This window comes from Delftia tsuruhatensis NBRC 16741 (assembly GCF_001571325.1).
GTDB lineage: Bacteria > Pseudomonadota > Gammaproteobacteria > Burkholderiales > Burkholderiaceae_C > Comamonas > Comamonas tsuruhatensis.
On the sequence record NZ_BCTO01000038.1, the window covers coordinates 38494 to 64339 of the forward strand.

Genomic DNA, 25846 nt, shown 5'->3' on the forward strand with positions numbered 1-25846 from the left:
GCGGGCCGCCCTGTTTTCGCATGACCCCGACCCAACCGAAGGCCGCGTGCCAGCTGCTGCTGCGCGCCGGCCACGTCATTTCCAAAACCGCCAGCGCATGGCAAATCGAACGGAGCAAACCATGACCCACATCCTGATCCCGCGCGAACCCAGCACCGCCCTCCTGCGCCCCTTCATCGGCTGCAACACCCAGGAACTGCACGAGGCCTGGGCCGCGATGGTGCGCATCGCAGAGGTCCAGCACGCCCGCTCTGGCAGCCAGTGCCTGCAACAGATCGAGGAGCCCACAACCCTGGCAGGCACCACCATCGAGCAGTACGCCCGCATGTTCGACGCTGCCTGCGAGGCCCTGGGCCAAGTCAGCGACTGCCTGGGCATCAATTCGGACATCAACCCAGGCGCCGAGCCGATCATTGCCGCCATCGAGCAGCTGCGCGCCGGCAAGACTCATCCTGTGCTGGACGACCGCTGGAAGGCCCGCATCCTCGACGGCCGCGCCATCGAGCGCGACGAGATGGGGCTGGGCGATCACCCCGAACTGCCGCTGCTGGACGAAGGCATGATGCCCCGCAGCTTCTTCGCCGCGCTCGGTCTGGAGCTGGCGCACACGTCGGCCGAGGACCAGTTGGACGGGGAGGTACTCGGCGCGATGAGCGAGGCCGTCAACTGGACCGACTGGCTGCCCACCCCGCCCCATGGCGACGGCTGGAAGCTGGTATCCATCTTCGACACGGAGGATGGCCCCGTCGCGTGGTGGCTGCGCGAGCTGCCCGAAGCCGAGGACGGCACAACGACCATCCGCAACCTGCAGGCCGAGGTCGAGAAGCTGGAGGCTCGCATAGCACGCATCTCCCGCGCCGGGGCATCTCCTGCCGCTGTGGCCCACCTGCCCGCCGTGCTCGAGCAAATAGCCCAAGGATGGGACGGATGCAAGTACGACGCCCCGGGCGAGACGCTGGACATCGGCGCCGACATTCGCGCCGCCGCCAAGCGCCTGCTGGCCGAGCAGCCTGCCGCTATGGCTGGGCCGACTTGGGGCGAACAGCAGGTGCATGCGCTGGCCATCCACATGGCGGCGTCTGCCCCGCCGTCGCACAAGCCGCGCGACTACGACGCGGACATGGCCTGGGCGCATTCTGCGCTGGGCTTCATCGCTGGCCACGCTCCGGCAGCGCCCGCCCTGGAAGCGCCTGCAGCCCCTGCGGAGGTGGAAAAACTGGACGCGGCGGCAATGCCTGCGCAACTGAGCGCCATTGCCGCGCAGGCGGCCCTGGATGCGAAAGAGCGCCACAGCTACCTCCCAAATACCTCGGCAGAGGCAGCAACGTGGAGGCCGCATTTCTGGGTCATCCAGGCCATGCGCGCGGCCATCAAATTCGACCGAGCACTCCACAGGGCAGCAGCGCCCCAGTCACCTGCCGGATTTCAGTCCGCGCCGGTAGCGTGGGCAAGCTGCCAGACTCTGGCTGCCCTTGAACAGCATCGACAAGTCAACAACTTCCCAGCGGGTGGCATGGTGCTTGCAACGCAGGCAGGCAACGCTACCGAGCCGCTCTACACCGCGCCCCAGGCACCTGCTGCACTGGACGAGCTGCGCCAGATCGCGGATATAGCTGCGTGCTGGGGCTGCGACCACCCTGACGCCCCCGACGACACCGAGCTGCTGCGGCGGGTCAAGTGGGCCGCGCGCCAGCTGCGTGCTGTCTCCCAGGCACCTGCTGCACCCATCCTGGGTGATGCCGAGCGCCTTGCCGCAGCGCGTCAGGACAAGTCCCTGGCGGGCTACTGGCGCAACCGTGTGGCCGGCCTGGCCGAGGAATTCACCACGGCAGAGGCCGCTCTGTATCTCGCGGATCGAATCGTGGCGGACCTCTACAACTTGCCGCAGGCTGGCGTGGCGCGGCCGGCAGCACCTGCTGCGCCTGCAGTGGATGCGTGGCTCCAGCCGGATGACATGGAGGCCCTGCAGCGCTTTCATGAGACAGCCGAGGACGACGAAAGCTACGACATCGGCAAGGAAGCCGTCGCGCGCCTGTGCGCCTTCGGCTGCCTGCAATCGCACAGCTTTGGACGCTACAGCACCACGGACTTCGGCGACTACTTGCTGGACACCTGGGCCGGCGCGCGCACGCTGCCGTTCACCACTGCAGCAGAACGCCGCGACCGCGCAGCCCAGGCAACAACCAAGGGGGCGACCAACCATGGCTGACGCGATCCCCACCCACCCCATGGCCCTGCGCCGCGAGTACCTGGCCACCGCCCAGGAAATCGTGCGCCGGCCCACCGAGCAGGCCCTGCCCCGCCTCGTCCTACTGACCGAAGCCCTGCTGCGCGACCTGACGGACGAACCTGGCCTCACCGTCAGCGTGCACATGCCACCGCGCAAGGAGAACTGACATGCAAGCAACACCCCAGCAGGTCCGCCTGCTGCAGCACACGCTGGGCCTCAGCGAGCACCAGCGCCGGTCCTACCGCAATCACTTCGTCGCCGGGCGTGGCCACCACGACATGCCCGACCTCGAAGAGCTGGAGCGCCAGGGCCTCATGGCCCGCGTGCGCACGCCGGCATTCTGCGAAGCGCGCGACATCGTGTTCGTGACCACCACGGCCGGCGCCGCCCTGGCGCTGGAGCGGTTGCCCGAGCCACCGCCACCCCAGAAGCAGACGCAGTACCGCCAGTGGCTGGATGCGGATACCGGCTGCACATTCCGCGAGTGGTTGTGCGGAAGCCGGCTGCCGAAGTTCGAGAAACGCGGCTACGTCATCGAGGGAACCCTGGAATACCGCATGTACCGCATGGTCTGGGACGGCGACTGGGACAGCTACCGCGACGTGCAGGGCCAGTGGGCCACCACGAAGAAGGAGGCCAAGGCCAGCTACAAGGCCGCGCTCAAGGCGCGCCAGCAAGCACAGCGCGCCGCAAACCAACAGGAGATTCGCCATGCGTGATCGCCCCATTCTCTTCAGCGGGCCGATGGTCCGCGCCTTGCTGGCAGGCACGAAGACCCAGACGCGCCGAGTCGTGAAGCCGCAGCCCGACTCCACACACAGCGGCTTCCCCTACTGGAACGTCGGCGGCTATCGCGCATCGTGGTGCCGCAGCGCGGCGGACGGCGGTCCGCTGGAGCCCGCGAACCCGCTGCTCTGCCGCTATGGCCAGCCAGGCGACCGGCTGTGGGTGCGCGAGACTTGGAACTGGTTTGACCCCGGGACCATCCCCACCGACCGCGCCGGCGCGCGCGCACCATTCACAGGCAGCCAAGCCGGCCGAGATATCCCATGGGTGGCTGCCTACGCTGCTGATGGCCATCTACCTTACCCAGGGTATGAGGGCCGCGATCACTGGCGCCCGAGCATCCACATGCCGCGCTGGGCCAGCCGTATCACGCTCGACATCAAGGCCGTGCGCATCGAGCGCCTGCAGGACATCAGCGATCAGGACGCGGCAGCAGAGGGCGTGGCCACCTGGGCGCCCGGGGCGCTGTCGCCCGACAGCCTGAACGCTGACCCGTCCGACCAGTTCCGCTGGCTGTGGTGTTCGATCAACGGCCCCGACTCTTGGGACGCAAACCCCTGGGTCTGGGTCGTGGAATTCGAGCGCGCCAAAGCAACAGAAAAAGGAAAAAGGCAATGACCAATACCGAAACGCTCAACATCCGGGAAGCAGCGGAGATTCTCAAAATCCACGTCAAGACAGCCGAGGACCTGGTGCGCGATGGCGAGATCCCAGCCGGCAAAATCGGCCGGGCATATGTCCTGATGCGCCGCGACGTGGTGCGCTACGCCGAGAAAGCCATCCTCCAGCAGACAGCCGAACGCCTTGTGCGCAAGCGTTCACCAAAGGGCGTTGGCAAGGTCCGTGCCCCGCAGGTTCGCGTAGCGCATTAGCATGCGCTGCGTCTTGTGGCCTGTGATCTTCATGATCTGCGTCTCGCTCAGCGTTGTCCGCTCAAAAAGGCGGCTGGTCGCTTCGTGACGCAGATCATGAAATCGCAGGCCCTTGGCGCCGGCCTGCTCCATGATCCCGGCATACAGGTTCGACAGGTAATCAGTGGTGGCATGCAGGTCTTCATCGCGCTTCGACCACCACGGGAAAATCAACGACTGAGGGCTGGGCACATCCAGGCCCTGCAGGTAGCTCTCCAGCACTCCCACTGCCACCGTGGACAACGGCACCTGCCGCTTGTCCCCGTTCTTGGTCTTGTCTAAAAACACCGTTCGCCGCGTCAGGTCCACCTGCGCGAGCGTCAGCGTGTACATCTCGCGCATCCGCATTGCTGTCTCCACGGCCAGGACAAACAGGCATCGCAGCGCCGCCTGATGCTCCAACTTCAGCGGCCGCTGCTTGCGCGCGAGCACTCCCCCCTCGATCACGTCCAGCACGGCCTCATATTCGCCCCGCTCCAGGCGCCGGTCACGCTCCACATCGGTGCGCGCCCCACCTTCTGCCAGCGCGGCATCCGTCTTTGTGTACTGCGCATATCCGTCCGGCAACGTGCGTAGCGGATGGTCTGGCAGGGACAGCAGCCCCTTTCGCATCCCCCAGTCTGTGCACCTGGCCAGCGCCCCCACTTTGGCGCGGATGGTGGCCGGTGCGAGGTTTTCCACCCGCTTCATCTCCGTAATCCAGCCATCGACCCAGGCCGAATTGATCTCGCTCAGCGGGTAGTGACCACGGCTTTCAAGGATCGTGCCGAGGGCACTTCGATCCTTCGGCGACGGATGCGCATCACGCTCGTACTCGCGCACCAGCTCCTTGATCGTCAGCACAACCTCAGCCTTCTGGTGCTCGGCGGGCACGATGCCGCGTGACAGCAACGCATCCAGCCTGGCTGCATATTCATCGCCCTCTGCCTCGGTTGCAAAGGTCAGGTAGAGCGGTTTGTCCAGCACGCCCCGGCGCTTGAACGTGTACTGCCAGGTGCCATTTGGGAACTGTTTCTTGCCTGCCAAGCCGGCCTCCGATGTGCTGCAAATGGGGCGCGAGTCTACGCCCAGGCAGGATGGTAGACAACTATTCTCGGCTGGTAGACGCTCCCTTTGGCTACCATTCTGGCGGGTAAAACGGGCAAAGAAAAAGGCCCTAGATGTCTCTAGGGCCTTGATTTCATTCAGTTTTTGGTGGTGGGTGCTGACGGGGTCGAACCGCCGACCTACGCCTTGTAAGGGCGCCGCTCTACCAACTGAGCTAAGCACCCCACCTTGACTGGTGTCAGTTCAGGGCATCCTTCAATGCCTTGCCCGGACGGAACTTGGGAACCTTGGCGGCCTTGATCTTGATGGTCTCGCCGGTGCGGGGGTTGCGGCCCGTGCGGGCGGCGCGCTTGCCAACGGCGAATGTACCAAAACCAACGAGCGACACTGTACCACCCTTTTTGAGGGTTTTCTTCACAGCCTCAATCGTGGAATCCAGTGCGCGAGCAGCCGCAGCCTTGGAGATGTCGGCGTTGTTAGCGATGTGCTCAATCAGTTCGGTTTTATTCACAAGATGCCTCTGGAGAAATAAGTGAATGGAATGTCTCTGCGGCCACCAACTTGGCGCGACCAGAAACCCGGCGCGACGGATACGGAATCTGGCTTGCCGTTCGACGCTTGCCTCGGGGCAGGCATCGGTGAATTAAAGCCATCGACCTTCCAGGTGTCAATGCACGCTGTGCATCGCAACGACAGGGCACGATTCTATGCGGTTTTGGCGCCAGCTTTGGCTTTGCGGCCGGTTTTTTGCGCGCAGCGGGTGCTAGCGGCTTCACGAATTGACAAGGGTTGACAATGGACTTGCCCGCCGCAGGCCTTGCCAGTGCTGCAATGCGCCTTGGCGCTGCGCGCCGGCAAGGCTGCAGCAGCTGCCCTGCCTCACTCATATGCTTCCAAAAGAAGAGCACCCCAGACCGCCCCGCATGTCAGGCGCATGGGCTGGGGGAGCGATCCGCAACGCCCTCAGTGCGTGACCCGCGCGCGGATCTCCGGCAGGGCTTTTTGCAGGTAGTAGACCATCGACCAGACGGTGAGCACCGCCGCCACCCAGATCAGCACCTGGCCCCAGACGCCGGTGTCGATCATGCCGAACACACGGCCGTCGTACAGCAGGAAGGGGATGGCCACCATCTGCGCCGTGGTCTTGAGCTTGCCCAGCATGTGCACGGCCACGCTCTTGCCCGCGCCCAGGTGGGCCATCCATTCGCGCAGGGCCGAGATGGCGATCTCGCGGCCGATGATGATCAGGGCCACGAACACATCGGTGCGCTGCAGATGCACCAGCACCAGCAGCGAGGCGCAGACCAGGAACTTGTCGGCCACGGGATCGAGGAAGGCGCCGAAGGCCGATGTCTGGTTGAGCTTGCGCGCCAGGTAGCCGTCGAGCCAGTCGGTGGCCGCGAAGACGATGAACATGACCGTGGCGACCAGGTTGCGGGTCGCCACGTCGAAAGGCGCATAGAACACCCCGACGATCAGCGGAATCGCGACGATCCGCGTACAGGTCATCAAGGTGGGGATTGTGAGAAACATGGCCGCCATTGTGTCACGTACCTTGGTGTTTGAGGTTCTGTTTGCGGGCCTGCGGTGCAGCCCGCGGGACAGTCGTTTCAATGCAATGCACGGTAGATATCTTCAGCCAGCGCAGCCGAGATGCCGTCCACGCTGCACAGGTCTTCCACCGTGGCTTCCGACACGCCGCGCACGCCGCCGAAGCGCTGCAGCAGGCGCGCGCGCTTCTTGGGGCCCACGCCCGGAATCTCCTCGAGCTTGCCGCCGCCCACGCGCACCTTGGCGCGCGCCGCGCGCATGCCGGTGATGGCGAAGCGGTGGGCCTCGTCGCGGATCTGGGCCACCAGCATCAGCGCGGCCGAGTCGTAGCCCAGGTAGATCTTCTCGCGCCCGTCGGCAAAGACCAGTTCTTCCAGGCCGACCTTGCGCCCCTCGCCCTTTTCCACGCCCACGATGCGCGAGACATCGAGCCCCAGCTGCTCGAAGACTTCGCGCGCCATGCTGACCTGGCCCTTGCCACCGTCGACCAGCACCAGGTCCGGCAGTTGCGGCTGCTTGCCGGTGAGCTCGGCACCGCCCGCCTCTCTTTGCGCCTCGGCCACGCGGCTGTAGCGGCGCGTCAGCACCTGGCGCATGGCGGCATAGTCGTCGCCGCCCGTGATGCCTTCGATGTTGAAGCGCCGGTATTCGCTGCTTTGCATCTTGTGGTGATGGAAGACCACGCAGGAGGCCTGCGTGGCCTCGCCTGCCGTGTGCGAGATGTCGAAGCATTCGATGGTGAGTTCGTCCAGGTTCTCGCAGGCCAGGTCCAGCGCCTCGACCAGCGCGCGCGTGCGCGCCTGCTGCGAGCCTTCTTCGGCCAGCAGGCGGGCCATCTGGATGTCGGCGTTCTTTTGCGCCATCTCCAGCCAGATGCGCCGCTGCTCGCGCGGCTGCTGCACGGCGGTGATGCGCACGCCGCCTTGCTCGCTCAGCAGCGCCAGCAGTTTCTTGTCCACCGGGTGGCTGACGATGAGCACGGGCGGCACGGCCACGCCGGTGTAGTGCTGGGCGATGAAGGCCTCCAGCACGATCTCCTCGACCGGGCGCGCGGACTCGGCAAGACTGGCCTCTTCCTCGCCGGCGTAGACCGAGGCGGCATCGCCCAGGTTGGCGGGAAAGTACGGCCGGTCGCCCAGGTGGCGGCCGCCGCGCACCATGGCCAGGTTCACGCAGGCGCGGCCGCCCTGCACCTTCACGGCGAGGATGTCCACGTCGCGGTCGTCGGCGGTTTCTATGACCTGCTGGTGCAGCACGCGCGACAGTGCCGTCATCTGGTTGCGCACCTCGGCGGCCTGCTCGTATTCCATGCGCCCGGCGTGCTCCATCATGCGGGCCTCCAGCTGGCGCAGCAGTTCCTGGGTCTCGCCGCGCAGCATGGCCTCGGCATTGCGCACATCCAGCGCATAGGCTTCGGGCGAGATCAGGTCCACGCAGGGGCCGGAGCAGCGCTTGATCTGGTAGAGCAGGCAGGGCCGCGAGCGGTTGGCGAAGACCGTGTCCTCGCAGGTGCGCAGCCTGAAGACCTTTTGCAGCAGCTGGATGCTTTCCTTGACGGCCCAGGCATTGGGATAGGGGCCGAAGTAGCGGTGGCGCTTGTCCACGGCGCCGCGGTAGTAGGCCATGCGGGCGAAGAGCTGGTGGGCCGGCTCGCCATCCCGGCCGTCGCGCGCGGCCACGCCGGTGATCTTCAGATAGGGATAGCTCTTGTCGTCCCTGAACAGGATGTTGTACTTGGGTTGCTGCGTCTTGATCAGATTGTTTTCGAGCAGCAGGGCCTCGGCCTCGGAGCGCACCACCGTGGTCTCCATGCGGGCGATCTTGCCCACCATGTGACCTATGCGCGTGCCGCCATGGTTCTTGGTGAAGTAGCTGGAGACGCGGCGCTTGAGGTTGATGGCCTTGCCCACGTACAGCAGCGTGCCTGCCGCGTCGAAATAGCGGTAGACGCCGGGCAGACCCGGCAGCGCTGCCACCTGGGCCAGCAGTTCATCGGAATGGGGTTCGGACATGCGCCTATTGTGGCCGCTGCCCGGGCCCGCCGCAGCGGGCCTGCGGGCCCTCGGGCTCTTACTCGGCCTCGATCTTCGAGGACTTGACCACCTGGGCCCAGTTGGCCCAGTCGGTCTTGACCATGGCGCCGAGCTGCTGCGGGTTCATGTAGTCGGCCGTGGCGCCCTGCTCCTGCGCCTTTTGCTTGAAGGCCGGGTTCTCCACGACCTTCTTGAGGTCTGCCGTGAGCTTGTCGATCACGGGCCTGGGCGTGGCGGCGGGCGCGAACACGGCAAACCAGGAGGTGGCGTTGACGCCTGCGTAGCCGGCCTCGGCCGTGGTGGGCGCATCCGGCAGGCTGGGCAGGCGCTGCGTGCCGGTGACGGCCAGCACGCGCAGCTTGCCGCTTTGCACATGGGGCATGAAGGGCGGCGCCGTGCCGAAGGTCAGGTCCACCTGGCCACCCAGCAGGTCCTGCAGCGCGGGGCCCGTGCCCTTGTAGGGGACGTGGACCATCTTGATGCCGGCCTGCTGCTCCAGCATGGCGCCGGTCACGTGCTGCAGCGATCCGTTGCCGGAAGAGGCGTAGTTCAGCTTGCCCGGGTTGGCCTTGGCATAGGCCACGAGTTCGGCCAGCGTCTTCACGGGCAGCTCGGACCGCACCACGATGATCTGCGGCGCCGACAGCACATTGGCCACGGGCTGGAAGTCGCCCTGCTCCCAGGTGCGGGCCTTGGTCAGGTGGGGCGAGATCACGTGGTAGCCCGAGTACTGCATGAGCAGGGTGTAGCCATCGGCCTCGGCACGCTTGACCAGGCTGGCCGCGATGGAGCCGTTGCCACCGCCCTTGTTGTCCACCACCACCGACTGGCCGATCACCGGCGCCAGCGCCTGGGCCGCCATGCGCGCGGCCAGGTCGGTGGTGCCGCCGGCTGCGGCCGGCACGATCATGGTGATGGTCTTGGCGGGGTAGCCGCCCTGGGCCAGCGCGGCCGTGCCGCCCAGGCCCAGTCCTGCGATGGCCATGGCCACGGCTGCGATCTGTCTGCGTTGAATCTTCTTCATCTTTGTCTCCTTGGTTTGCTCGGTTCTTGTGAATGAGAATGCGCGCCGGCCTCAGCCCTTGGCCAAAGCCCGTTCGCGGATGGCTGCAAAGTCGGCTGGTGGCTGGTGCAGGTCCAGCCGCGCGCCGGCCTTGGCGATCTGGCTGGCCGTGTCATGGCCGATCAGCGCGGGCAGGCTGCGCGCGGCCGCGACGATCTGCGCCAGGTCCACGCCGGTGTCGTAGCCCATGAGCTGCAGCGCGTGGACGATGTCCTCCGTGCAGGCATTGCCCGAGGCGCCCGGCGCATAGGGGCAGCCGCCCAGGCCGCCGATGGAGGCATCGAAGCGGTCGCCGCCCGCCTCGATGGAGGCCAGCACATTGGCCAGCGCCATGCCGCGCGTGTTGTGGAAATGCAGGGTCATGCCCAGCTGCGGCCAGCGCTGCCGGAAGGCGGCCACCATGGCGCGCACCTGGGTCGGGAAGGCCATGCCCGTGGTGTCGCACAGCGTGATGCCCTGCACGCCCAGATCGGCAAAGCGCTGCACCCAGCCGAAGACTTCCTGCTGCGGCACATCGCCCTCCATGGGGCAGCCAAAGCAGCACGACAGCGAGACATTGACGGGCACGCCCGCCTGCTGCGCCGTGGCCACGACCTGGGCCAGCGCCGCGAACGACTGGCTGCGCTGCATGCGCAGGTTGCACAGGTTGTGGGTCTCGCTGACCGACATGACGAGGTTGAGTTCGTCCGTGCGCGCCTCGATGGCGCGCTCGGCGCCCCGCGCATTGGGCACCAGGGCGGTGTAGACGGTGCCGGGGCGGCGTTCGATCTCGCGCATGACGATTTCGCCATCGCGCAGTGCGGGAATGGCCGTGGGCGAGACAAAGGCCGTGACCTCGATCTTGGACAGGCCGGCCTGCGACAGCGCATTGACCAGGGCGATCTTGTCCTCGGTGGGGACAAAGGCCTGCTCCATCTGCAGCCCGTCGCGCGTGCCGACCTCGTTGAAGAAAACGCGGCGGCCCGCGCCCTGCCAGACATCCGTGGTGTGGACGGCGTTCATTGGATCACTCCCTTGCTGCGCAGCAGCGCAATCTGTTCGGCCGTGAGGCCGGCCTCGGCCAGCACCGCGTCGGTGTCGTCGCCCACATGGGGGGCGCTGGTGCGCACCGTGCCCGGCGTGAGCGAGAGCTTGGGCACGATGCCCGGCACCTCGATGTCGTCGCCGTCGCGCGTGTGCTGGCTGAGGATCATGTCGCGGGCGCGGTAGTGCGGGTCCTCGGCAATGTCCTTGGCGGTGTAGACCTTGCCGGCCGGCACGCGTGCGGCGGCCAGCTGGTCCATCACGGCCTGCACGCTCTGCGTGCGCGTCCAGCCGCCGATGACGGCATCGATCTCGGCAATGCGCGCCACGCGGCCCGCGTTGTCGGCCAGTTGCGGATCGTCAGCCAGGTCCTGGCGGCCGATGGTGGCCATCAGGCGCTTGAAGATGGAGTCGCCATTGCCGGCCACCAGCACCCAGCCGTCCTGGCAGGGATAGGCGTTGGACGGCGCGATGCCCGGCAGCGCGCTGCCTGCGGCCTCCCGCACGGCGCCGAAGGCGCTGTATTCGGGCAGCAGGCTTTCCATGACGTTGAACACGGCCTCATGCAGCGCCACGTCGATGACCTGGCCGGCACCGCCGTTCACCTTGCGGTGGTACAGGGCCATCATCACGCCGATCACGCCATGCAGCGCGGCCAGCGTGTCGCCAATCGAGACGCCCACGCGCACCGGCACCCGGCCCGGCTCGGCCGTCAGGTGGCGCAGGCCGCCCATGGCCTCGCCGATCACGCCAAAGCCCGGCAGGTCGCGGTAGGGGCCGGTCTGGCCGTAGCCCGAGATGCGCAGGATGACCAGCCCGGGGTTGAGCGCATGCAGCTGCTCGGGCGACATGCCCCAGCCCTCCAGCGTGCCGGGACGGAAGTTCTCCACCAGCACATCGGCCTCGGCGATCAGGCGCCGCGCGATGTCCTGGCCCTCCTGCTGGCGCAGGTCCAGCGCCACCGAACGCTTGTTGCGCGACTGCACCTGCCACCAGACCGAGGTGCCGTTCTTGATCAGGCGCCAGTTGCGCAGCGGATCGCCCGCGCCCGGCGCCTCGATCTTGACCACGTCGGCGCCGAATTCGCCCAGCGTCTTGCCGCAGAACGGCCCGGCGATCAATTGCCCCATCTCGACCACGCGCACGCCGCTGAGCGCGCCGGGTGTGGGGGCCTGCCTTGTCTGTTGTGTCATGGGTTAGCGCTTCCTCTTTGTCTCCTGCGGCCGGCCTCCGATGGCATTGCCGCGGCGCCGATCTTGCCGCCGTCCGCGACGGCCGCAAAACGCTCAAGCGCGACGCTGCCATCGCAAACCGGCATGGCAGAACCCGGTCGGGCGGGGCCGGGCGATAATCGCCACCCCATGAAACTCGACCCGATTTCGCTGCGCCTGTTCGTGGCCGTGATGGAGGAAAGCGCCATCGCCCGCGCCGCCGCACGTGAACACATCGCCCCCTCGGCCGCCAGCCGGCGGCTGGCCGAGCTGGAGAGCCAGCTGCAGGTGGAGCTGTTCACCCGCAGCAACCGCGGCAGCGTACCCACGGCCGCCGCCTATGCACTGCTGAACATGGCGCGCGGCGTGCTCAATGACCTGGACGGCATCGGCGAGCAGATGCGCGAGTACGGCAGCGGCCTGCGCGGCCATGTGCGCGTGATGGCCAACATCTCGGCCATCACCCAGTTCCTGCCCTCCCAGCTGCAGCGCTTCCTGGACCAGCACCCGCATGTGGACGTGCGCCTGCAGGAGCGGGTGAGCAGCGACATCGCGCGCGCCGTGGCCGACAACGAGGCCGATATCGGCATCCTCAACCAGGGCAGCTACGGCGAGAAGATCCGCCTGCGCCCGTACCGGCGCGATCGCCTCATCGTCATCGTCCCCCAGGGCCATGCGCTGGCGCGCCGGCGCTCGCTGCGGCTGGCCCAGGTGCTGGACCATGACCTGGTGGGCATGCACGCCGGCAGCGCGCTCAACCACCAGATCACGCGCGCCGCGGCCGACCTGGGCCTGCAGCCCCGGCTGCGCATGAAGGTCACGGGCTATGACGCGCTGTGCCTGATGGTGGCCTCGGGCCTGGGCGTCGGCATCCTGCCCGAAGGCAGTGCCCGCCTGTACCTGGGTGCCCTGCCGCTGCGCTGCATTGCGCTGGACGAGCCCTGGGCCGAGCGCCAGCTGATGCTGTGCGTGCGCTCGCAGGAGGCCCTGCCGCCCGTGGCGCAGTTGCTGGTCGAACACCTGTGCGAACCCTGATTCCGATGCTTGCCTTCAACCCCATCCCCCCGGCCCCTCTGCCAGAACAGGCCGCTGCACGGACCTGGGACATCTTCTGCCAGGTCATAGACAACTTCGGCGACATCGGCGTGTGCTGGCGCGCGGCTGCCGACCTGGCCTCACGCGGCCAGCGCGTGCGGCTGTGGATGGACGACGCCAGCGCCCTGACCTGGATGGCGCCCCGGCCGCACCCGGCCGGACTCAGCGCGCACGGCTGGCCCACGCAGGCGCAGGACATTCCGCAGGCCGTGGGTGATGTGGTCATCGAGGCCTTCGGCTGCGAGATTCCGCCGCCCTTTCTGGCGGCCATCGCGCGCCGCGCGCCGCTGTGGATCAACCTGGAGTACCTGTCGGCCGAGGACTATGTGGAGCGCTGCCACCGCCTGCCCTCGCCGCTGATGTCGGGGCCGGCTGCGGGGTTGACGCGCTGGTTCTTCTACCCGGGCTTCACGGCCGCCACGGGCGGCCTGCTGCGCGAGCCGGACCTGGCCGCGCGCCAGGCGACTTTTGCTTCCGAGGGCCGGCAGGCCTGGCGCACACGCCACGGCATAGGCACCGGCGATTGCGCCATCTCGCTGTTCTGCTACGAGCCCCCTGCCCTGCCGCACTGGCTGTGCCAGCTGCATGCTGCGCCGCCCGCACCACAGGCCACGCATCTGCTGGTGACGCCCGGGCGCGCGGCAGCCGCGGTGCAGCAGGCCATGGCCGGCGTGACCGCCGCAGACCACGGTTCGGTGACCCGGCATGCGCTGCAGCCTTGCCCCCAGCCGCAGTTCGACGAGATGCTCTGGGCCTGCGACCTGAACCTGGTGCGCGGCGAGGATTCGCTGATACGTGCGCTGTGGGCCGGCCAGCCCCTGGTCTGGCACATCTATCCCCAGCACGACGACGCCCACCACGACAAGCTAGACGCCTTCCTGGACTGGCTGCAGGCGCCGGCCAGCCTGCGCGCCTTCCACCATGCCTGGAACGGCATGACGCCGGCAAGCACCCTGCCCGCGATCACGCCTGCGCTGCTGCGGCAATGGCAGGACTGCGCACTGGCCGCGCGCGCGCGGCTGCTGCAACAGACCCCATTGATTGAGCAGCTGCAAGCTTTCGTGACCGAAAAAAGCTAGAATGCACGTTTTGCCTCCCTGGAGGCGCCGTTGCGGGCGACCGCCAGCCGGCCGCCATCGACCAACCAGGGTTGCACCCGCCGCGGAACTGCGGCAGGCGCACCGTCCCAGCGACTTCGCTTGCCTGCCCTGTTGAGCGGCTTCAACCTCAGCCAAGCAAGCTATGAAAATCGCTCAAGAAATCCGCGCCGGCAACGTGATCATGCACGGCAAGGACCCGATGATCGTCCTGAAGACCGAATACGCTCGCGGTGGCCGCGGCGCCGCCACCGTGCGCATGAAGCTCAAGGCCCTGCTGTCGAACATGGGCACCGAAGTCGTGTTCAAGGCCGACGACAAGATCGACAACGTGATCCTGGACAAGAAGGAGTGCACCTACTCCTACTTCGCCGATCCGATGTACGTCTGGATGGATGCCGAATACAACCAGTACGAAGTGGAAGCCGCCAACATGGGCGACGCCATCAACTACCTGGAAGACGGCATGCAGGCCGAAGTCGTGTTCTACGACGGCAAGGCCATCTCCTGCGAACTGCCCACGTCCGTGGAACGCGAAATCACCTGGACCGAACCCGCCGTCAAGGGCGACACATCGGGCAAGGTGCTCAAGCCCGCCAAGATCGCCACCGGCTTCGAAGTGCCCGTGCCCCTGTTCGTGAGCCAGGGCGACAAGATCGAAATCGATACCCGCACGGGCGAGTACCGCAAGCGCGTCTAAACAACGCTTGCAGTTCCCTCTGCGAAGCCCCTGGCAGTCTCTGCCAGGGGCTTTTTCTTTGGGCGCGCGGCATCCATGCAGATATTTACCCGGGTTTAATTGACTTGCATATTTTACCCGGCTAATATCCAGCACATGACTACCGACTCTTGCATGGCGGGCGCCGAGCCCGCACCCAGCTACACCATCTTCCAGGGCCATGGCCGCCTGCTGCAGGGGGACAGGCCTGCCGTCCTGCAGTTCCTGCAAAGCCATGAACAGCAGCCGCAAGGCAGCGGATCGGCGCCGCCGCTGTGGGTTTTCGACGACCACAGCGGCATGCGGCTGGACCTGGACTGGCGCAGCGAACTGGCCGCATCGCCCGCACCCGGACAAGCCGCCGCACCGCGCAGCGTGGGCCGCCCCAAGCTGGGCGTGGTGGCACGCGAAGTCACCTTGCTGCCACGGCACTGGGAATGGCTGAACCGCCAGCCCGGCGGCGCCTCCGGCGCACTGCGCAGACTGGTGGACGAGGCGCGTGGCAAGCATGCCGCACAGGATGCCGTGCGCGCCGCCACCGAGGCCGCCTACCGATTCATGAGCGAGATGGCGGGCGACCTGCCCCATTTCGAGGACGCCAGCCGCGCCCTCTTTGCACACCAGGCCGACGCCTTTGCAAGGCACACCGCCACCTGGCCCGAGGATGTGCGAAGCTATCTGCAGCAACTGAGCAGCGCTGCCTGGTCCTCGCCGCCATCGCCAGCGCAGGACTGAAGCCCCCGCCTTCCATTGCATTTTCTCGTCGCATTAACAGACACAACATGACGAAACCTAACGAACCTCTGCCCCAGGCTGCTGCGCCTGCCGCATCCAGCCCCGCCGGGCCGCCCATCGCCCACGGCACCCAGCCGCTGTGGCGCACCTTCCTGGTGTTCCTGGGCCCCATGGTCCTGGCCAATATCCTGCAGTCGCTGTCGGGCACCATCAACAGCGTCTTCATCGGCCAGATGCTGGGCGTGCAGGCCCTGGCGGCCGTCGCGGCCTTTTTTCCGGTGATGTTTCTCTTCATCGCCTTCGTGATCGGCCTGGGCGCAGGCTCCTCGGTGCTGATAGGCCAGGCCTACGGTGCGCGCATGCACGACAAGCTGCGCGCCATCGCAGGCACGGCCATGTGCATAGGGCTGCTGTTCGGCGCCGTCGTGGCCCTGTTCGGCGGACTGTTCACCGAGCCGCTGATGCGTCTGCTGGGCACGCCGCCCGACATCATGGAGCAGGCCACGCTGTATTCGCGCATCGTGCTGCTGGGCATGCCGGGGCTGTTCGTGTTCCTGCTGGCCACCTCGCTGCTGCGCGGCGTGGGCGACACGGTCTCGCCCATGCTGGCCCTGCTGATCTCCACCGGCACGGGCCTGGTCTGCACGCCGGCGCTGATTGCGGGCTGGGGCGGCCTGCCGCGCCTGGGCGTGGCCAGCGCGGGCGTGTCCATGATCCTGGGCTTCACCCTGGCCCTGGCCTGGCTGGGCTGGCGGCTGCGCCGCATAGCCAGCCCGCTGGCGCCCAATGCCGCGTTGTGGAAAGCCATGCGCATTGACCGGACCCTGCTCAAGAGCATCCTGCGCGTGGGCATTCCCACGGGCGTGCAGATGATCGCCTCGTCCATGGCCGGGCTGGTCGTCGTGTCGCTGGTCAACGGCTTCGGCTCCAGCGCCACGGCAGCCTATGGTGCGGTCAACCAGATCAACTCGTTTGCGCAGTTCCCGGTCATTTCGGTGGCCATCACGGCCTCCATCCTCGGCGCCCAGGCCATCGGCGCTGGCCGCAGCGAGCGCCTGGGCGCCATCACGGCCACGGCCATACGCATGAACCTGGTGCTGGGTGCCGCCCTGGCCCTGATCGGCAGCCTGTTCGCGCGGCCGCTGCTGGGCATGTTCATCACCGACGAGCAGGTGCTGGTGCTGGCCATCGAGCTGCTGTACATCGTGCTGTGGAGCGGCCTGCTGCTGGGCTGCTTCATTGCCCTGTCGTCCATCATGCGTGCCAGCGGCGATGTGGTCATTCCCACGGCCATCACCATCACGGTGCTCGCCGTGCTGGAGCTGCCCATGGCATGGTGGCTGAGCCGCAGCTTCGGGCTGATGGGAATCTGGATGGCCTTTCCGCTGTCCTACACCCTGACGCTGTGCCTGCAGACCGCCTACTACAAGCTGGTGTGGAAGAAGCGCCCGATCCGCCGCATGGTGTAAGGCGTGCGCCATGCAAAACAGGCTTCCCGAGGGAAGCCTGTTTTTTTGGGGGTGGGCAAAGCGTCAGGCGTTCAGGTCCAGCACCACGCGCCCTTCGATCTTGCCTTGATGCATGCGCGCGAAGATGTCGTTGATGTTCTCCAGCCGGTCGGTGGACACGGTGGCCTTGACCTTGCCCATGGCCGCGAAATCCAGCGACTCCTGCAGGTCCAGCCGCGTGCCCACGATGGAGCCGCGCACCGTCACGCCGCTGAGCACCATGTTGAAGATGGGCAGCGGGAAGCTGCCGGGCGGCAGGCCGTTGAGCGATACCGTGCCGCCGCGCCGCACCATGCCCAGCGCCTGCTCGAAGGCCTTGGGCGAGACCGCCGTGACCAGGGCGCCGTGCGCGCCGCCGATCTCCTTTTTCAGGTAGGCCGCAGGGTCCGTGGTCATGGCATTGACCGTGACCTGTGCGCCCAGGCGCCGTGCCAGCGCCAGCTTGTCGTCATCCACGTCCACCGCCGCCACGTTCAGGCCCATGGCCTTGGCATATTGCACGGCCATGTGGCCCAGGCCGCCGATGCCCGAGATCACCACCCAGTTGCCGGGCTTGGTGTCGGTGACCTTCAGGCCCTTGTAGACCGTGACGCCCGCGCACAGCACGGGCGCGATCTCGATCAGGTCCACGCTGCCGGGCAGCAGGCCCACGAAATTGGCATCGGCCAGCGCGTACTGCGCAAAGCCGCCGTTGACGGAGTAGCCGGTGTTCTTTTGCTGCTCGCACAGCGTCTCCCAGCCACCCAGGCAATGCTCGCAATGGCCGCAGGCCGTGTACAGCCACGGAATGCCCACGCGGTCGCCCTCCTTCACGTGGGTGACGCCCGCGCCCACGGCGGCCACGTAGCCCACGCCTTCGTGGCCGGGAATGAAGGGCGGATTGGGCTTGGCGGGCCAGTCGCCCTGCGCCGCGTGCAAATCGGTATGGCAGACGCCGCAGGCCTCGATCTTCACCAGCACATGGCCGGGATCGGGCCTGGGCACCGGGACTTCCTCGATGGTGAGCGGCTTGCCAAACTCCCGCACCACGGCGGCCTTCATGGTCCTGTTCATTCGCGCCATCCTTTCTTTGCGTCAAAGTAGGTACAGCATATCAGCGAAGCGACCTGAACGCCTTGATCAAAATCAGGCCTTGAACCATCAAGGACAAAAAAAGCGGGCAAGGAAAACCTTGCCCGCTTTTCAGGGATGCGAATGCAGGCCTTACACGGGCTGGCCCACCAGGTCGTGGCCCTGCGTGCCCACGATGCGCGCCTTGACGAAGTCGCCCACCTTGTAGGTCTTGCTGGCCTTCTCGGGCGGCAGCAGGTGCACCAGGCCGTCGATCTCGGGGGCATCGGCATAGCTGCGGCCCACGCCGCCCTTCTTGCCCAGGCCCACGGACTTGTCCACCAGCACCTGCATGGTCTGGCCCACGCGCTTTTGCAGGCGCGCAGTGGAAACCTCCTCGGCCACGGCCATGAAGCGCGCGCGGCGCTCCTCACGCACTTCGTGGGGCAGCATGCCGGGAATCTCGTTGGCGGCAGCGCCTTCGACCGGGCTGTAGGCAAAGCAGCCCGCGCGGTCGATCTGCGCCTCGCGCAGGAACTGCAGCAGGTGCTCGAACTCCTGCTCGGTCTCGCCGGGGAAGCCGGCGATGAAGGTGGAGCGGATCACCAGATCCGGGCAGATCTCGCGCCAGCGCTGCAGGCGCTCCAGGTTCCTCTCGCCGTTGGCGGGGCGCTTCATGCGCTTCAAGACATCAGGATGGCTGTGCTGGAAGGGCACGTCCAGATAGGGAAGCACGCGGCCCGTGGCCATGAACGGAATGATCTCGTCCACGCTGGGGTACGGGTAGACATAGTGCAGGCGCACCCAGGCGCCATAGGGCTCGGCGATCTCGGCCAGCGTCTGCACCAGTTCGAGCATGCGTGTCTTCACCGGCTTGCCGTCCCAGAAGCCCGTGCGGTACTTCACGTCTACGCCATAGGCCGAGGTGTCCTGGCTGATCACCAGCAGCTCCTTGACGCCGCCCTCGAACAGCGCGCGCGCCTCCTTGAGCACATCGCCCACCGGACGCGAAACCAGATCGCCGCGCATGGAAGGGATGATGCAGAAGGTGCAGCGGTGGTTGCAGCCCTCGGAAATCTTCAGATAGGCGTAGTGCCTGGGCGTGAGCTTGATGCCCGCCTCGCCAAAGGCGCCCGGCACCAGGTCGATGAAGGGATCGTGCGGCTTGGGCAGATGGGTGTGGACGGCATTCATCACCTCCTGCGTGGCGTGCGGACCGGTCACGGCCAGCACGCTGGGGTGCACTTCCTGGATCAGGTTGCCGCCATCCTTGCCCGCCTTGGCGCCCAGGCAGCCGGTGACGATGACCTTGCCGTTCTCGGCCAGCGCCTCGCCAATGGTGTCCAGGCTCTCGCGCACGGCGTCATCGATGAAGCCGCAGGTGTTGACGATCACCAGGTCAGCGCCCTCGAAGGTCTTGGAGGTCTGGTAGCCCTCGGCGCTGAGCTGGGTAAGGATGAGTTCGGAGTCCGTGAGTGCCTTGGGGCACCCGAGGGATACCATACCTATACGGGGCAGCCGATCCACTTTGACAGCAGTTTCATTCATGGGAAAAACTTCTAAAGGTCTTGTCTATAGCTACCTGCGGTTCTCGGACCCCAAGCAGTCAACGGGGAGCAGCACGGACAGGCAGCTGGCATACGCGGAAAAATGGGCCTCAGAGCACGGCCTGCAGCTTGACAGCAGCCTGACCCTCCGCGACGAGGGCCTAAGCGCTTACCACCAGCAGCACATAAAAAGTGGTGCGCTCGGGGTGTTCCTGCGGGCCGTGGAGGACGGACGTGTACCGCATGGATCTGTGCTGATCGTGGAGGGGCTGGACCGCCTCTCTCGCGCAGAGCCCATCCAGGCTCAGGCGCAACTGGCCCAGATTGTAAATGCGGGCATCACCGTGGTCACAGCGAGCGACGGAAAGGCCTACAGCCGCACACGGCTCAAAGAAAACCCCATGGATCTGGTCTACAGCCTACTGGTGATGATCCGCGCGCACGAAGAAAGCGACACGAAGAGCAAGCGCGTAAAGGCCAGCATCAGGCGTTTGTGCGAGGGGTGGCAGAACGGCACGTATCGGGGGCATGTGCGCCAGGGACATGACCCCGAATGGGTCAAGGAGGTGGAGAGCGGGTGGGAGATCGACGCCGACCGCGCAGCCGCCGTGCGCCGGGCCGTTCAGCTGTATGTCCAAGGCCATGGGGGCAAGGGCATCGTGCAGCGCCTCGATGCCGAGGGACTGAAGCTCTACAGCACATCGGCCGAGAATAGGACGCCGCAGATCTACCGCCTGTTGAAGATGCCCCAACTGGCCGGCATCAAGCCCGTCGCCATCGATGGCGAGGAGTACCAATTGCGCGGCTACTACCCCGCCCTACTGAGTGCAGACGAGTGGACCGAGCTACAACGTGTCGCAGCGCAGAGCGGCCGCAGGCGCGTCAAGGGGGATCTGCCGCATGTCATCACGGGACTGGGTATCACCATCTGCGGATACTGCGGTCGACCGATGTCCGGCCAGCACCTGGCGACCAAAAATCGCCTGCCAGATGGCCGACTGCGGGACGGGAATAGGCGCCTGCTCTGCGCCTCGACCGCCGCTTACGGCGGGGGCTGCCCCGTGTCTGGGAGCACCAGTGTGGCACCCGTGGAGCGCGCGATCATGTCCTACTGCAGCGACATCGTGAACCTGCAGGCGCTGTACGGGGCAGACCGCAGCCAGGCGCCCCGCGCCCAGGTGGCCGCGGCACGTCAGGAGGTGGACAAGATCAGCGCCCAGCTCGACAAGCTCACAGATGCGATGCTGGCCAGCGCCGACGAGGGCACGCCGGCAGTCTTCGCTCGGCGCGCTCGCCAGCTGGAGGTCGAGCTAACCGCAGCTCAAGCCAGGCTGCAGGCGGCTGAACTGGATCTGGCCAGCGCGGCGCGCACAGACATCACTGGCGCCGATGCCGCCTGGCGCGCGCTGGCCGCTGGCGTGGAGGCACAGGAGATCGAGCCCAGACTGCGGGCCCGCCAACTCGTTGCGGACACTTTTGAGCGCATCGTGGTGTACGCCCGGGGCGTCAATCCCGACCCCAATGCCTCTGAACGCGACTACAAGATTGACTTAGTGTTGATCGCACGTGGCGGGAGCGCCCGACTGCTGACGTTAGACAGACAAGGCAACTGGCTTGCGGGCGAGCAATCCTCCATACCACAAGTTGCTGGATGCTGATACCGCTTAGCTCTTAAATTAAAAAAACACACTGAAATATTTTAATAAACCATACCAATTAACAAAAAAATAAAATTTCAAACAAACTAATCATTACTACGACAAAGAAAAGCAGACAGCGTTCTTGAAAATTTTTGCATTATTTCCTCATGGTGATCACAAAGTAGTTTACAGACCTCCTCCGAGGATAGAATTTTCCTTATCCTTGTAAGCTGACCATACAGGGGCTTAGGAAGAAGGGTATCACCACCTTCAAATTTATAAGGGAAATCTTCCCGTTTATAAAGAGACCATAGAGCATTCTCAACGTTTTCAATAGGAAGACAGTGCACGTGCTCCCGATTCGGGCGCCCTGCCTGATCTCCATCTAGAATGCAGATGACATTTTCTTTGGCCCCATAGAATTTGTACTGATGATTGAGTTTCATAAGTGATGTCACGTAACCATGGCCACCCGCACAAATAACTTGGTAAGAGTAAAAAGTGGGTGTGCAGTAGCGATTTACAACATACTTAACGAATTGCTCCAACCTCTCGTCTTCAGTCAGAATATAACGGTCATAACCTTCAAAACCAAACATCAGGCTCTTCACACCGTTAAACGACATATCTGACAGAGTCGTATTTCCTGCTATTCTATCGCGCTCAAAGTACCGGATTTCCCCGGGCATAAGAGTTTGCATAAGCGCCAGTGAATGACTGCTAAAAACCACTGATGACTTATATCGATCGCAGATTTTTCGCAACTCCTCAGCGAGCCTTGCCTGCGTACTTGAATCTAATGAGATATCAATTTCATCAATAACAACAAGCTGCTTTCTTTGCGCAATTTTCCGATAAAGACTTATTAGAAAATACTCTCCAGAACTGAAATAATCTTCACGAAGATAGCGCTTATCCTCATAAACTATACAACAGCACACCCCTCTACGAAATTCGACTTCAACGAGATCCTCGAACCTCTGATCTTGGTAAATTGCAGTCAGAAAATCAATCAATTCCTTTGGCTTTTTATATCTACCAATTATGATAGATCGCCGGATCTCCCCATCTTGCTCCGCTAAGGTTCGAAAGAAAGTAAACCTTTGCCCATGGGGAGCAGGCATTTCAACGGTGGCGATTTTTTTATGATATTCCGGTATAGGCTTTTTTGTAGATATAGACCGAAGATCAGAGTCATACGCAAATACATGCACCTCCTCCCCAAGGGTATAACGAATAGTGCTTAAAGGATTGAAAACCCCGTTAGAAGAAGTCTTTACAAAGGTATCTGCCTGCGACAGATTCATAATAGCTTTGGCCAACGTTGTTTTGCCCGCTCCATTTCTCCCTACAAGACAATGAATTTTATGTTGAGTGAGATCCAACTCAAATGTCAATTTTGAGATTGGATGAATATTTTCAATTTCAACGCGGAATATCATGACTTAAGAAAAAGAGCGATGCAGAAAATAATCAACAACTGTCACGCCAAATTTTCTCCGAAGCTTATCAAGATATGATTGATCAATTGTATTCACGTAATTAATAAGACCAGAGAGTCGTGCCTCTGCTTTTCGCGTGTCACCATCAACCTTATCAGCGAACTTGCTTCTGTCATGCAAATAAAAATGAATCAATACTTCTATTTCATCTTTCACATTTGCATCCACCGACACTTTTCCATTCGGCAATAACACCATACCAAGCAGCTTGATCTTTACACCACTATGCAGAAGCCTAGATTTTCCATAATGCAAAGAAAAATCACCCCCCATAGTATCGTGAAGACAATGACTCACAATGGCTTCAATCCCCTGAATCGCTTCAGAATTTCTTGAAGAAATTATTATGTCATCCGAATATCGCGTAAACTCCAAGCCCTCACCGAGAGCATACGCATGAAAGGCATTATCGAAATCCAATAGCACTGAATTACTAATTACCGGAGAAGTTGAAAATCCCTGCGGCAAACCGGAATCAGTGCAAACAAGATCTAAAATTCTTTCAATAACGGATTCCAGGTCCTCGATAGGACAACATTCCTTTGCTCTAAGCAGAGCAGTTCTTATACGGTCACGTTTAATACTCGGGAAAAAATTTGCAATGTCACAAACAAAGAAGGACTTGCTTGCCGCATGCTTTATAACTGCGTCGTAAGCACTCATGCCTTTTCGGTATGAAAAGACTACATCTTCATTGAACGGAAGAAAATCCAACAAAAACAATCTCAAAAACTCATGAAAGCTCTTAAGTTTTTCGCTAGGCACCAGTAGATTCCGAGTTCTTCCACCGTGAGTAAAAGACTTGGAAATAGTGTTTGTTTGTACCGACGCACTAACAAAATCCCCAAAGCTCCATTTCCCATGGAACATAGCTTCAAACAGGACATCGATGCGCTGCTTCTTGATCGAAAATTGAGGAGTAGGTTGGGTAGACATAGCAAGAAATTTTTTGTACACTATACCCATGTCAACGACCAGGAGCATCTCCGGTCGCTAGTCACTGACTAAAGTTGACCTCTAGGCCGTCTGATCTACTTGTGTGGCGTACTGTTCAGTACGCCACACAAGCTGTAGAGTCCACTCAGACCCGCGCCCCCCTTCTCCCGCCTTACATCACCGCTGCGCTGAACGCGCTCGCTTACCGGAGCAGGCTCTGCTGCTTTTGATTGGTGACGCCTTGTGGTTAGGAAGATTGCATCCCGATGCCGGCATCAAAGGCACGCTCGCAGGCACCGCCCCGGGCACGGGCGTTGTCAGCAATGCGCGCCAGCGCTCCCGCTCGCTCGTCAGCGCGGCGCTGCAGCTCGGCGAGCAGATCGAGGGCGCCGGTGTCTGGCGCGCACTGTCCGGCAGAGGCGCGAGCATTGGCGGCCGCACGATGGGCGGTGATGTAGTCGGCGAGGTCGCCGCGCAGCCGGCCAGCAGCAGCGCGGGCAGCGTCAGCATCGGCAGCAGCACGAGCTTGTGCCTGGCCCGCCTCGCGGGTGATGGCGTCGAGGTTTTCACGGTAGGTCCCTTCCAGTTTTCGATATCGCTCGGAGGTTTCAGCGGCCGCTGCAGCTGCAGCCGCGCGCTCGGTCGCCAGGTCGGCGCGGGCCTTGTCGGCCGCACGCAGTGCAACTTGGTGCGCCAGGCCTTGCCACAGCAGCAGTGCGGCCAGCACCAGGACCAGGAGCTGCCAGGCGCGGGATTTAAGGAGGGTCAGCATCTAGACCTCCTGAATGCCCATTAGGGTGTTTTTTCCGCTGACGGTGATCACGCGGTTGACGGGCTTGTCCGGCGTGCGCGTGGACAAGTGCACCCAGCGCTTGCCCCCCACGGACTCATAGATGATTTGCCCGATGCCCAGCGCGTTGACATGCGGGGCCAGGGCCTTGGCGACGGCATACGGCGCTCCGTAGCTGGGTGCCACGATGTCAGCGGCCGCGCCGATGGCGTGATCGCTGCTGGTGACACCGCCCACGGCCGCATTGACGGCGCGCGAGCGATAGCCGCTGGTCACGATGATGGGAACGCCCAGGTGCGCACGTACGCGCTCCAGCATCGCGGCCGTGAGTGCCAGGCGCTGCAGAGCCTCGGGCGTTGGCATGTTGTCCAGTCCCAGGCGCTGTGCCGTGGCGCTGGCAGTGAGTTCGGCCAAGCTGAAATGGGGAGTCATACAGCACCCCCATCCTTTGGCGGCAGACCCAGGCGCTTACGCACCCACTCATTGAGCAGCGGCCCGAGTGCGAACTGATCCCACGCCCGGAACACCCAGTCGGCCGCAGTCATCGAGAACATGCCGACGACGAAGCCGGCCAGCCCCTCGGAAAGGCCTGTCGCCACCACGAAGTCAGGCGTACCGTAGTTGCTCGCCGCTATCCCGAGCACCAACATTGCACCCTTACGGGGCCATGTACCTTGCATCCACATAAGCGCTCCTGCACTGCCGAGAATCCCCGGCACTTTGGGTAGAAGTTGATCGAACCAGTTGTTGTCCATGTGCCCTCCTCCGGGCATGAAAAAACCCGCCGAGGCGGGTTGTGATGGGATCGCGCTGCACACTGCTACTGGGCAGCCGCGTAGTCGAATAGCTCGCCGAGCCGTTGAGTGATATTGAGTGCCTGTGCGAGCATCAGCACCGTGGGACTGTCGTGCTCGATGTATGCGGCACCCTGCCAGTCGATTTGTGTCCTGTAGCGTGCGTTCTCGTCTTGCTCTGCATCAATGACGGCCAGCAGATCGGCCTCCTTGATTCCGCACAGGTCCCACAGCGCAAGCAGGGCCTGGCGCTTCGTTACGCGCCGCGCGAGGCGGATGGCCTCCAACTGCGCCTGCCTGCGGGCCTGCTCCTGGGCTTGCACGTCGGCCAGTTCTTGAGCATCCAGCAGCACAGTCTCCCAGTCCCACACATGCTCTCCGTCCATCACATCAAGCACCGTTTTGCGGACCAGCTTGTGCGTGAGCCTGTCGTAGTCAGGAGCTTGCGCCTCAGTGATAGAGGAATAGCGCGGCAGCAGCCAAGGGTTGGCCCATTCGGGATGCGCTTGCGCGATGGCCTCTACCGTCAGCGGCCATGCGTCTGTTTCTTTGTCGATGTAGTTCATAGATTGATGCCCT

General features: G+C 63.8%; 26 protein-coding genes and 1 tRNA gene. 11 read left to right on the forward strand and 16 right to left on the reverse strand.

Going from position 1 to position 25846, the window contains the following annotated elements; translation table 11 throughout:
* Positions 1-121 precede the first annotated feature (121 nt).
* The 5 genes from DTS01S_RS18935 to DTS01S_RS18955 are packed head-to-tail and all read left to right on the forward strand — an operon-like array spanning position 122 to position 3888.
* Positions 122-2209, forward strand: a complete 2088-nt coding sequence (locus DTS01S_RS18935; protein ID WP_061288409.1) for a hypothetical protein — start codon at positions 122-124, stop codon at positions 2207-2209.
* Complete coding sequence (locus DTS01S_RS18940) at positions 2202-2396, forward strand: hypothetical protein (RefSeq protein ID WP_061288411.1); 195 nt, start codon at positions 2202-2204, stop codon at positions 2394-2396. The genes DTS01S_RS18935 and DTS01S_RS18940 overlap by 8 nt, the downstream gene beginning before the upstream one ends.
* Before the next feature lies 1 nt (position 2397).
* A complete protein-coding gene (locus DTS01S_RS18945; protein ID WP_061288413.1) occupies positions 2398-2949 on the forward strand; it encodes a hypothetical protein in 552 nt (183 codons plus the stop codon).
* Entirely contained in the window at positions 2942-3634 is a 693-nt protein-coding gene (locus tag DTS01S_RS18950; RefSeq protein WP_061288415.1) for a hypothetical protein, read from the forward strand. Before DTS01S_RS18945 ends, DTS01S_RS18950 begins: the two co-directional genes overlap by 8 nt.
* Complete coding sequence (locus DTS01S_RS18955) at positions 3631-3888, forward strand: helix-turn-helix domain-containing protein (RefSeq protein ID WP_034368642.1); 258 nt, start codon at positions 3631-3633, stop codon at positions 3886-3888. Before DTS01S_RS18950 ends, DTS01S_RS18955 begins: the two co-directional genes overlap by 4 nt.
* Here DTS01S_RS18955 and DTS01S_RS18960 read toward each other — a convergent pair.
* The 8 genes from DTS01S_RS18960 to DTS01S_RS18995 all read right to left on the reverse strand — a co-directional run bounded on the left by DTS01S_RS18960 (position 3835) and on the right by DTS01S_RS18995 (position 11837).
* Entirely contained in the window at positions 3835-4953 is a 1119-nt protein-coding gene (locus tag DTS01S_RS18960) for a site-specific integrase (RefSeq protein ID WP_061288417.1), read from the reverse strand. The genes DTS01S_RS18955 and DTS01S_RS18960 overlap by 54 nt on opposite strands.
* 169 nt (positions 4954-5122) lie before the next feature.
* Positions 5123-5198, reverse strand: a tRNA-Val gene (locus DTS01S_RS18965).
* A gap of 14 nt (positions 5199-5212) precedes the next feature.
* On the reverse strand, positions 5213-5485 hold the full coding sequence (locus DTS01S_RS18970) for an HU family DNA-binding protein (RefSeq protein ID WP_012204727.1): 273 nt from the start codon (positions 5483-5485) through the stop codon (positions 5213-5215).
* Between the two features lie 452 nt (positions 5486-5937).
* Positions 5938-6507: a CDP-diacylglycerol--glycerol-3-phosphate 3-phosphatidyltransferase gene (gene pgsA, locus DTS01S_RS18975; protein WP_026062576.1), complete on the reverse strand. Its 570-nt coding sequence runs from the start codon at positions 6505-6507 to the stop codon at positions 5938-5940.
* Between the two features lie 77 nt (positions 6508-6584).
* Positions 6585-8537 carry an excinuclease ABC subunit UvrC gene (gene uvrC / locus DTS01S_RS18980; protein ID WP_016453009.1) on the reverse strand — a complete coding sequence of 651 codons (1953 nt, stop codon included), beginning with the start codon at positions 8535-8537 and terminating at the stop codon, positions 6585-6587.
* Between the two features lie 58 nt (positions 8538-8595).
* Positions 8596-9582, reverse strand: coding sequence for a Bug family tripartite tricarboxylate transporter substrate binding protein (locus tag DTS01S_RS18985; RefSeq protein ID WP_016445351.1), 987 nt, complete (start codon positions 9580-9582; stop codon positions 8596-8598).
* A gap of 51 nt (positions 9583-9633) precedes the next feature.
* The gene (locus DTS01S_RS18990) at positions 9634-10623 is read right to left on the reverse strand and encodes a hydroxymethylglutaryl-CoA lyase (RefSeq protein WP_017406150.1); all 990 of its coding nucleotides are present in this window, start codon (positions 10621-10623) and stop codon (positions 9634-9636) included.
* Complete coding sequence (locus DTS01S_RS18995) at positions 10620-11837, reverse strand: CaiB/BaiF CoA transferase family protein (RefSeq protein WP_016453012.1); 1218 nt, start codon at positions 11835-11837, stop codon at positions 10620-10622. Before DTS01S_RS18995 ends, DTS01S_RS18990 begins: the two co-directional genes overlap by 4 nt.
* A 168-nt stretch (positions 11838-12005) precedes the next feature.
* Here DTS01S_RS18995 and DTS01S_RS19000 point away from each other — a divergent pair, with 168 nt between their 5' ends.
* The 5 genes from DTS01S_RS19000 (at position 12006) to DTS01S_RS19020 (ending at position 16969) form a co-directional block, all read left to right on the forward strand.
* Positions 12006-12890 carry a LysR family transcriptional regulator gene (locus DTS01S_RS19000; RefSeq protein WP_017406152.1) on the forward strand — a complete coding sequence of 295 codons (885 nt, stop codon included), beginning with the start codon at positions 12006-12008 and terminating at the stop codon, positions 12888-12890.
* 5 nt (positions 12891-12895) lie between these two features.
* Entirely contained in the window at positions 12896-14029 is a 1134-nt protein-coding gene (earP, locus tag DTS01S_RS19005) for an elongation factor P maturation arginine rhamnosyltransferase EarP (protein ID WP_061288419.1), read from the forward strand.
* A 163-nt stretch (positions 14030-14192) separates the two neighbouring features.
* On the forward strand, positions 14193-14747 hold the full coding sequence (gene efp, locus DTS01S_RS19010) for an elongation factor P (protein ID WP_016445346.1): 555 nt from the start codon (positions 14193-14195) through the stop codon (positions 14745-14747).
* A gap of 153 nt (positions 14748-14900) precedes the next feature.
* Positions 14901-15500 carry a DUF2239 family protein gene (locus DTS01S_RS19015; protein ID WP_017406154.1) on the forward strand — a complete coding sequence of 200 codons (600 nt, stop codon included), beginning with the start codon at positions 14901-14903 and terminating at the stop codon, positions 15498-15500.
* Between the two features lie 47 nt (positions 15501-15547).
* The gene (locus DTS01S_RS19020; RefSeq protein WP_046983666.1) at positions 15548-16969 is read left to right on the forward strand and encodes an MATE family efflux transporter; all 1422 of its coding nucleotides are present in this window, start codon (positions 15548-15550) and stop codon (positions 16967-16969) included.
* Between the two features lie 63 nt (positions 16970-17032).
* Here the strand turns inward: DTS01S_RS19020 and adhP are convergent, their stop codons facing one another.
* Together adhP and rimO are read right to left on the reverse strand one after the other, a co-directional pair.
* Positions 17033-18061, reverse strand: a complete 1029-nt coding sequence (gene adhP, locus DTS01S_RS19025) for an alcohol dehydrogenase AdhP (RefSeq protein ID WP_061288421.1) — start codon at positions 18059-18061, stop codon at positions 17033-17035.
* 150 nt (positions 18062-18211) lie between these two features.
* Positions 18212-19606 (reverse strand): 30S ribosomal protein S12 methylthiotransferase RimO, encoded by a 1395-nt coding sequence (gene rimO / locus DTS01S_RS19030; protein ID WP_034399347.1) that lies wholly within the window; start codon positions 19604-19606, stop codon positions 18212-18214.
* On the opposite strand from rimO, the gene DTS01S_RS19035 reads away from it, so the two are divergent.
* Positions 19605-21263 (forward strand): recombinase family protein, encoded by a 1659-nt coding sequence (locus DTS01S_RS19035; RefSeq protein ID WP_082774928.1) that lies wholly within the window; start codon positions 19605-19607, stop codon positions 21261-21263. The genes rimO and DTS01S_RS19035 overlap by 2 nt on opposite strands.
* Before the next feature lie 86 nt (positions 21264-21349).
* Here DTS01S_RS19035 and DTS01S_RS29780 read toward each other — a convergent pair whose 3' ends face one another.
* From DTS01S_RS29780 to DTS01S_RS19055, 6 genes are all read right to left on the reverse strand, one after another.
* The gene (locus DTS01S_RS29780; protein WP_074931958.1) at positions 21350-22687 is read right to left on the reverse strand and encodes an AAA family ATPase; all 1338 of its coding nucleotides are present in this window, start codon (positions 22685-22687) and stop codon (positions 21350-21352) included.
* 3 nt (positions 22688-22690) lie between these two features.
* A complete protein-coding gene (locus DTS01S_RS29785) occupies positions 22691-23683 on the reverse strand; it encodes a reverse transcriptase domain-containing protein (RefSeq protein WP_082774929.1) in 993 nt (330 codons plus the stop codon).
* A gap of 247 nt (positions 23684-23930) precedes the next feature.
* On the reverse strand, positions 23931-24455 hold the full coding sequence (locus tag DTS01S_RS19040; RefSeq protein ID WP_061288423.1) for a DUF2514 family protein: 525 nt from the start codon (positions 24453-24455) through the stop codon (positions 23931-23933).
* The gene (locus DTS01S_RS19045; RefSeq protein WP_061288425.1) at positions 24456-24905 is read right to left on the reverse strand and encodes a D-Ala-D-Ala carboxypeptidase family metallohydrolase; all 450 of its coding nucleotides are present in this window, start codon (positions 24903-24905) and stop codon (positions 24456-24458) included. It abuts the gene before it with no gap.
* Positions 24902-25228, reverse strand: a complete 327-nt coding sequence (locus DTS01S_RS19050) for a hypothetical protein (protein ID WP_139223868.1) — start codon at positions 25226-25228, stop codon at positions 24902-24904. Before DTS01S_RS19050 ends, DTS01S_RS19045 begins: the two co-directional genes overlap by 4 nt.
* 65 nt (positions 25229-25293) lie before the next feature.
* Positions 25294-25833, reverse strand: a complete 540-nt coding sequence (locus DTS01S_RS19055) for a hypothetical protein (RefSeq protein ID WP_061288427.1) — start codon at positions 25831-25833, stop codon at positions 25294-25296.
* Positions 25834-25846 lie beyond the last annotated feature (13 nt).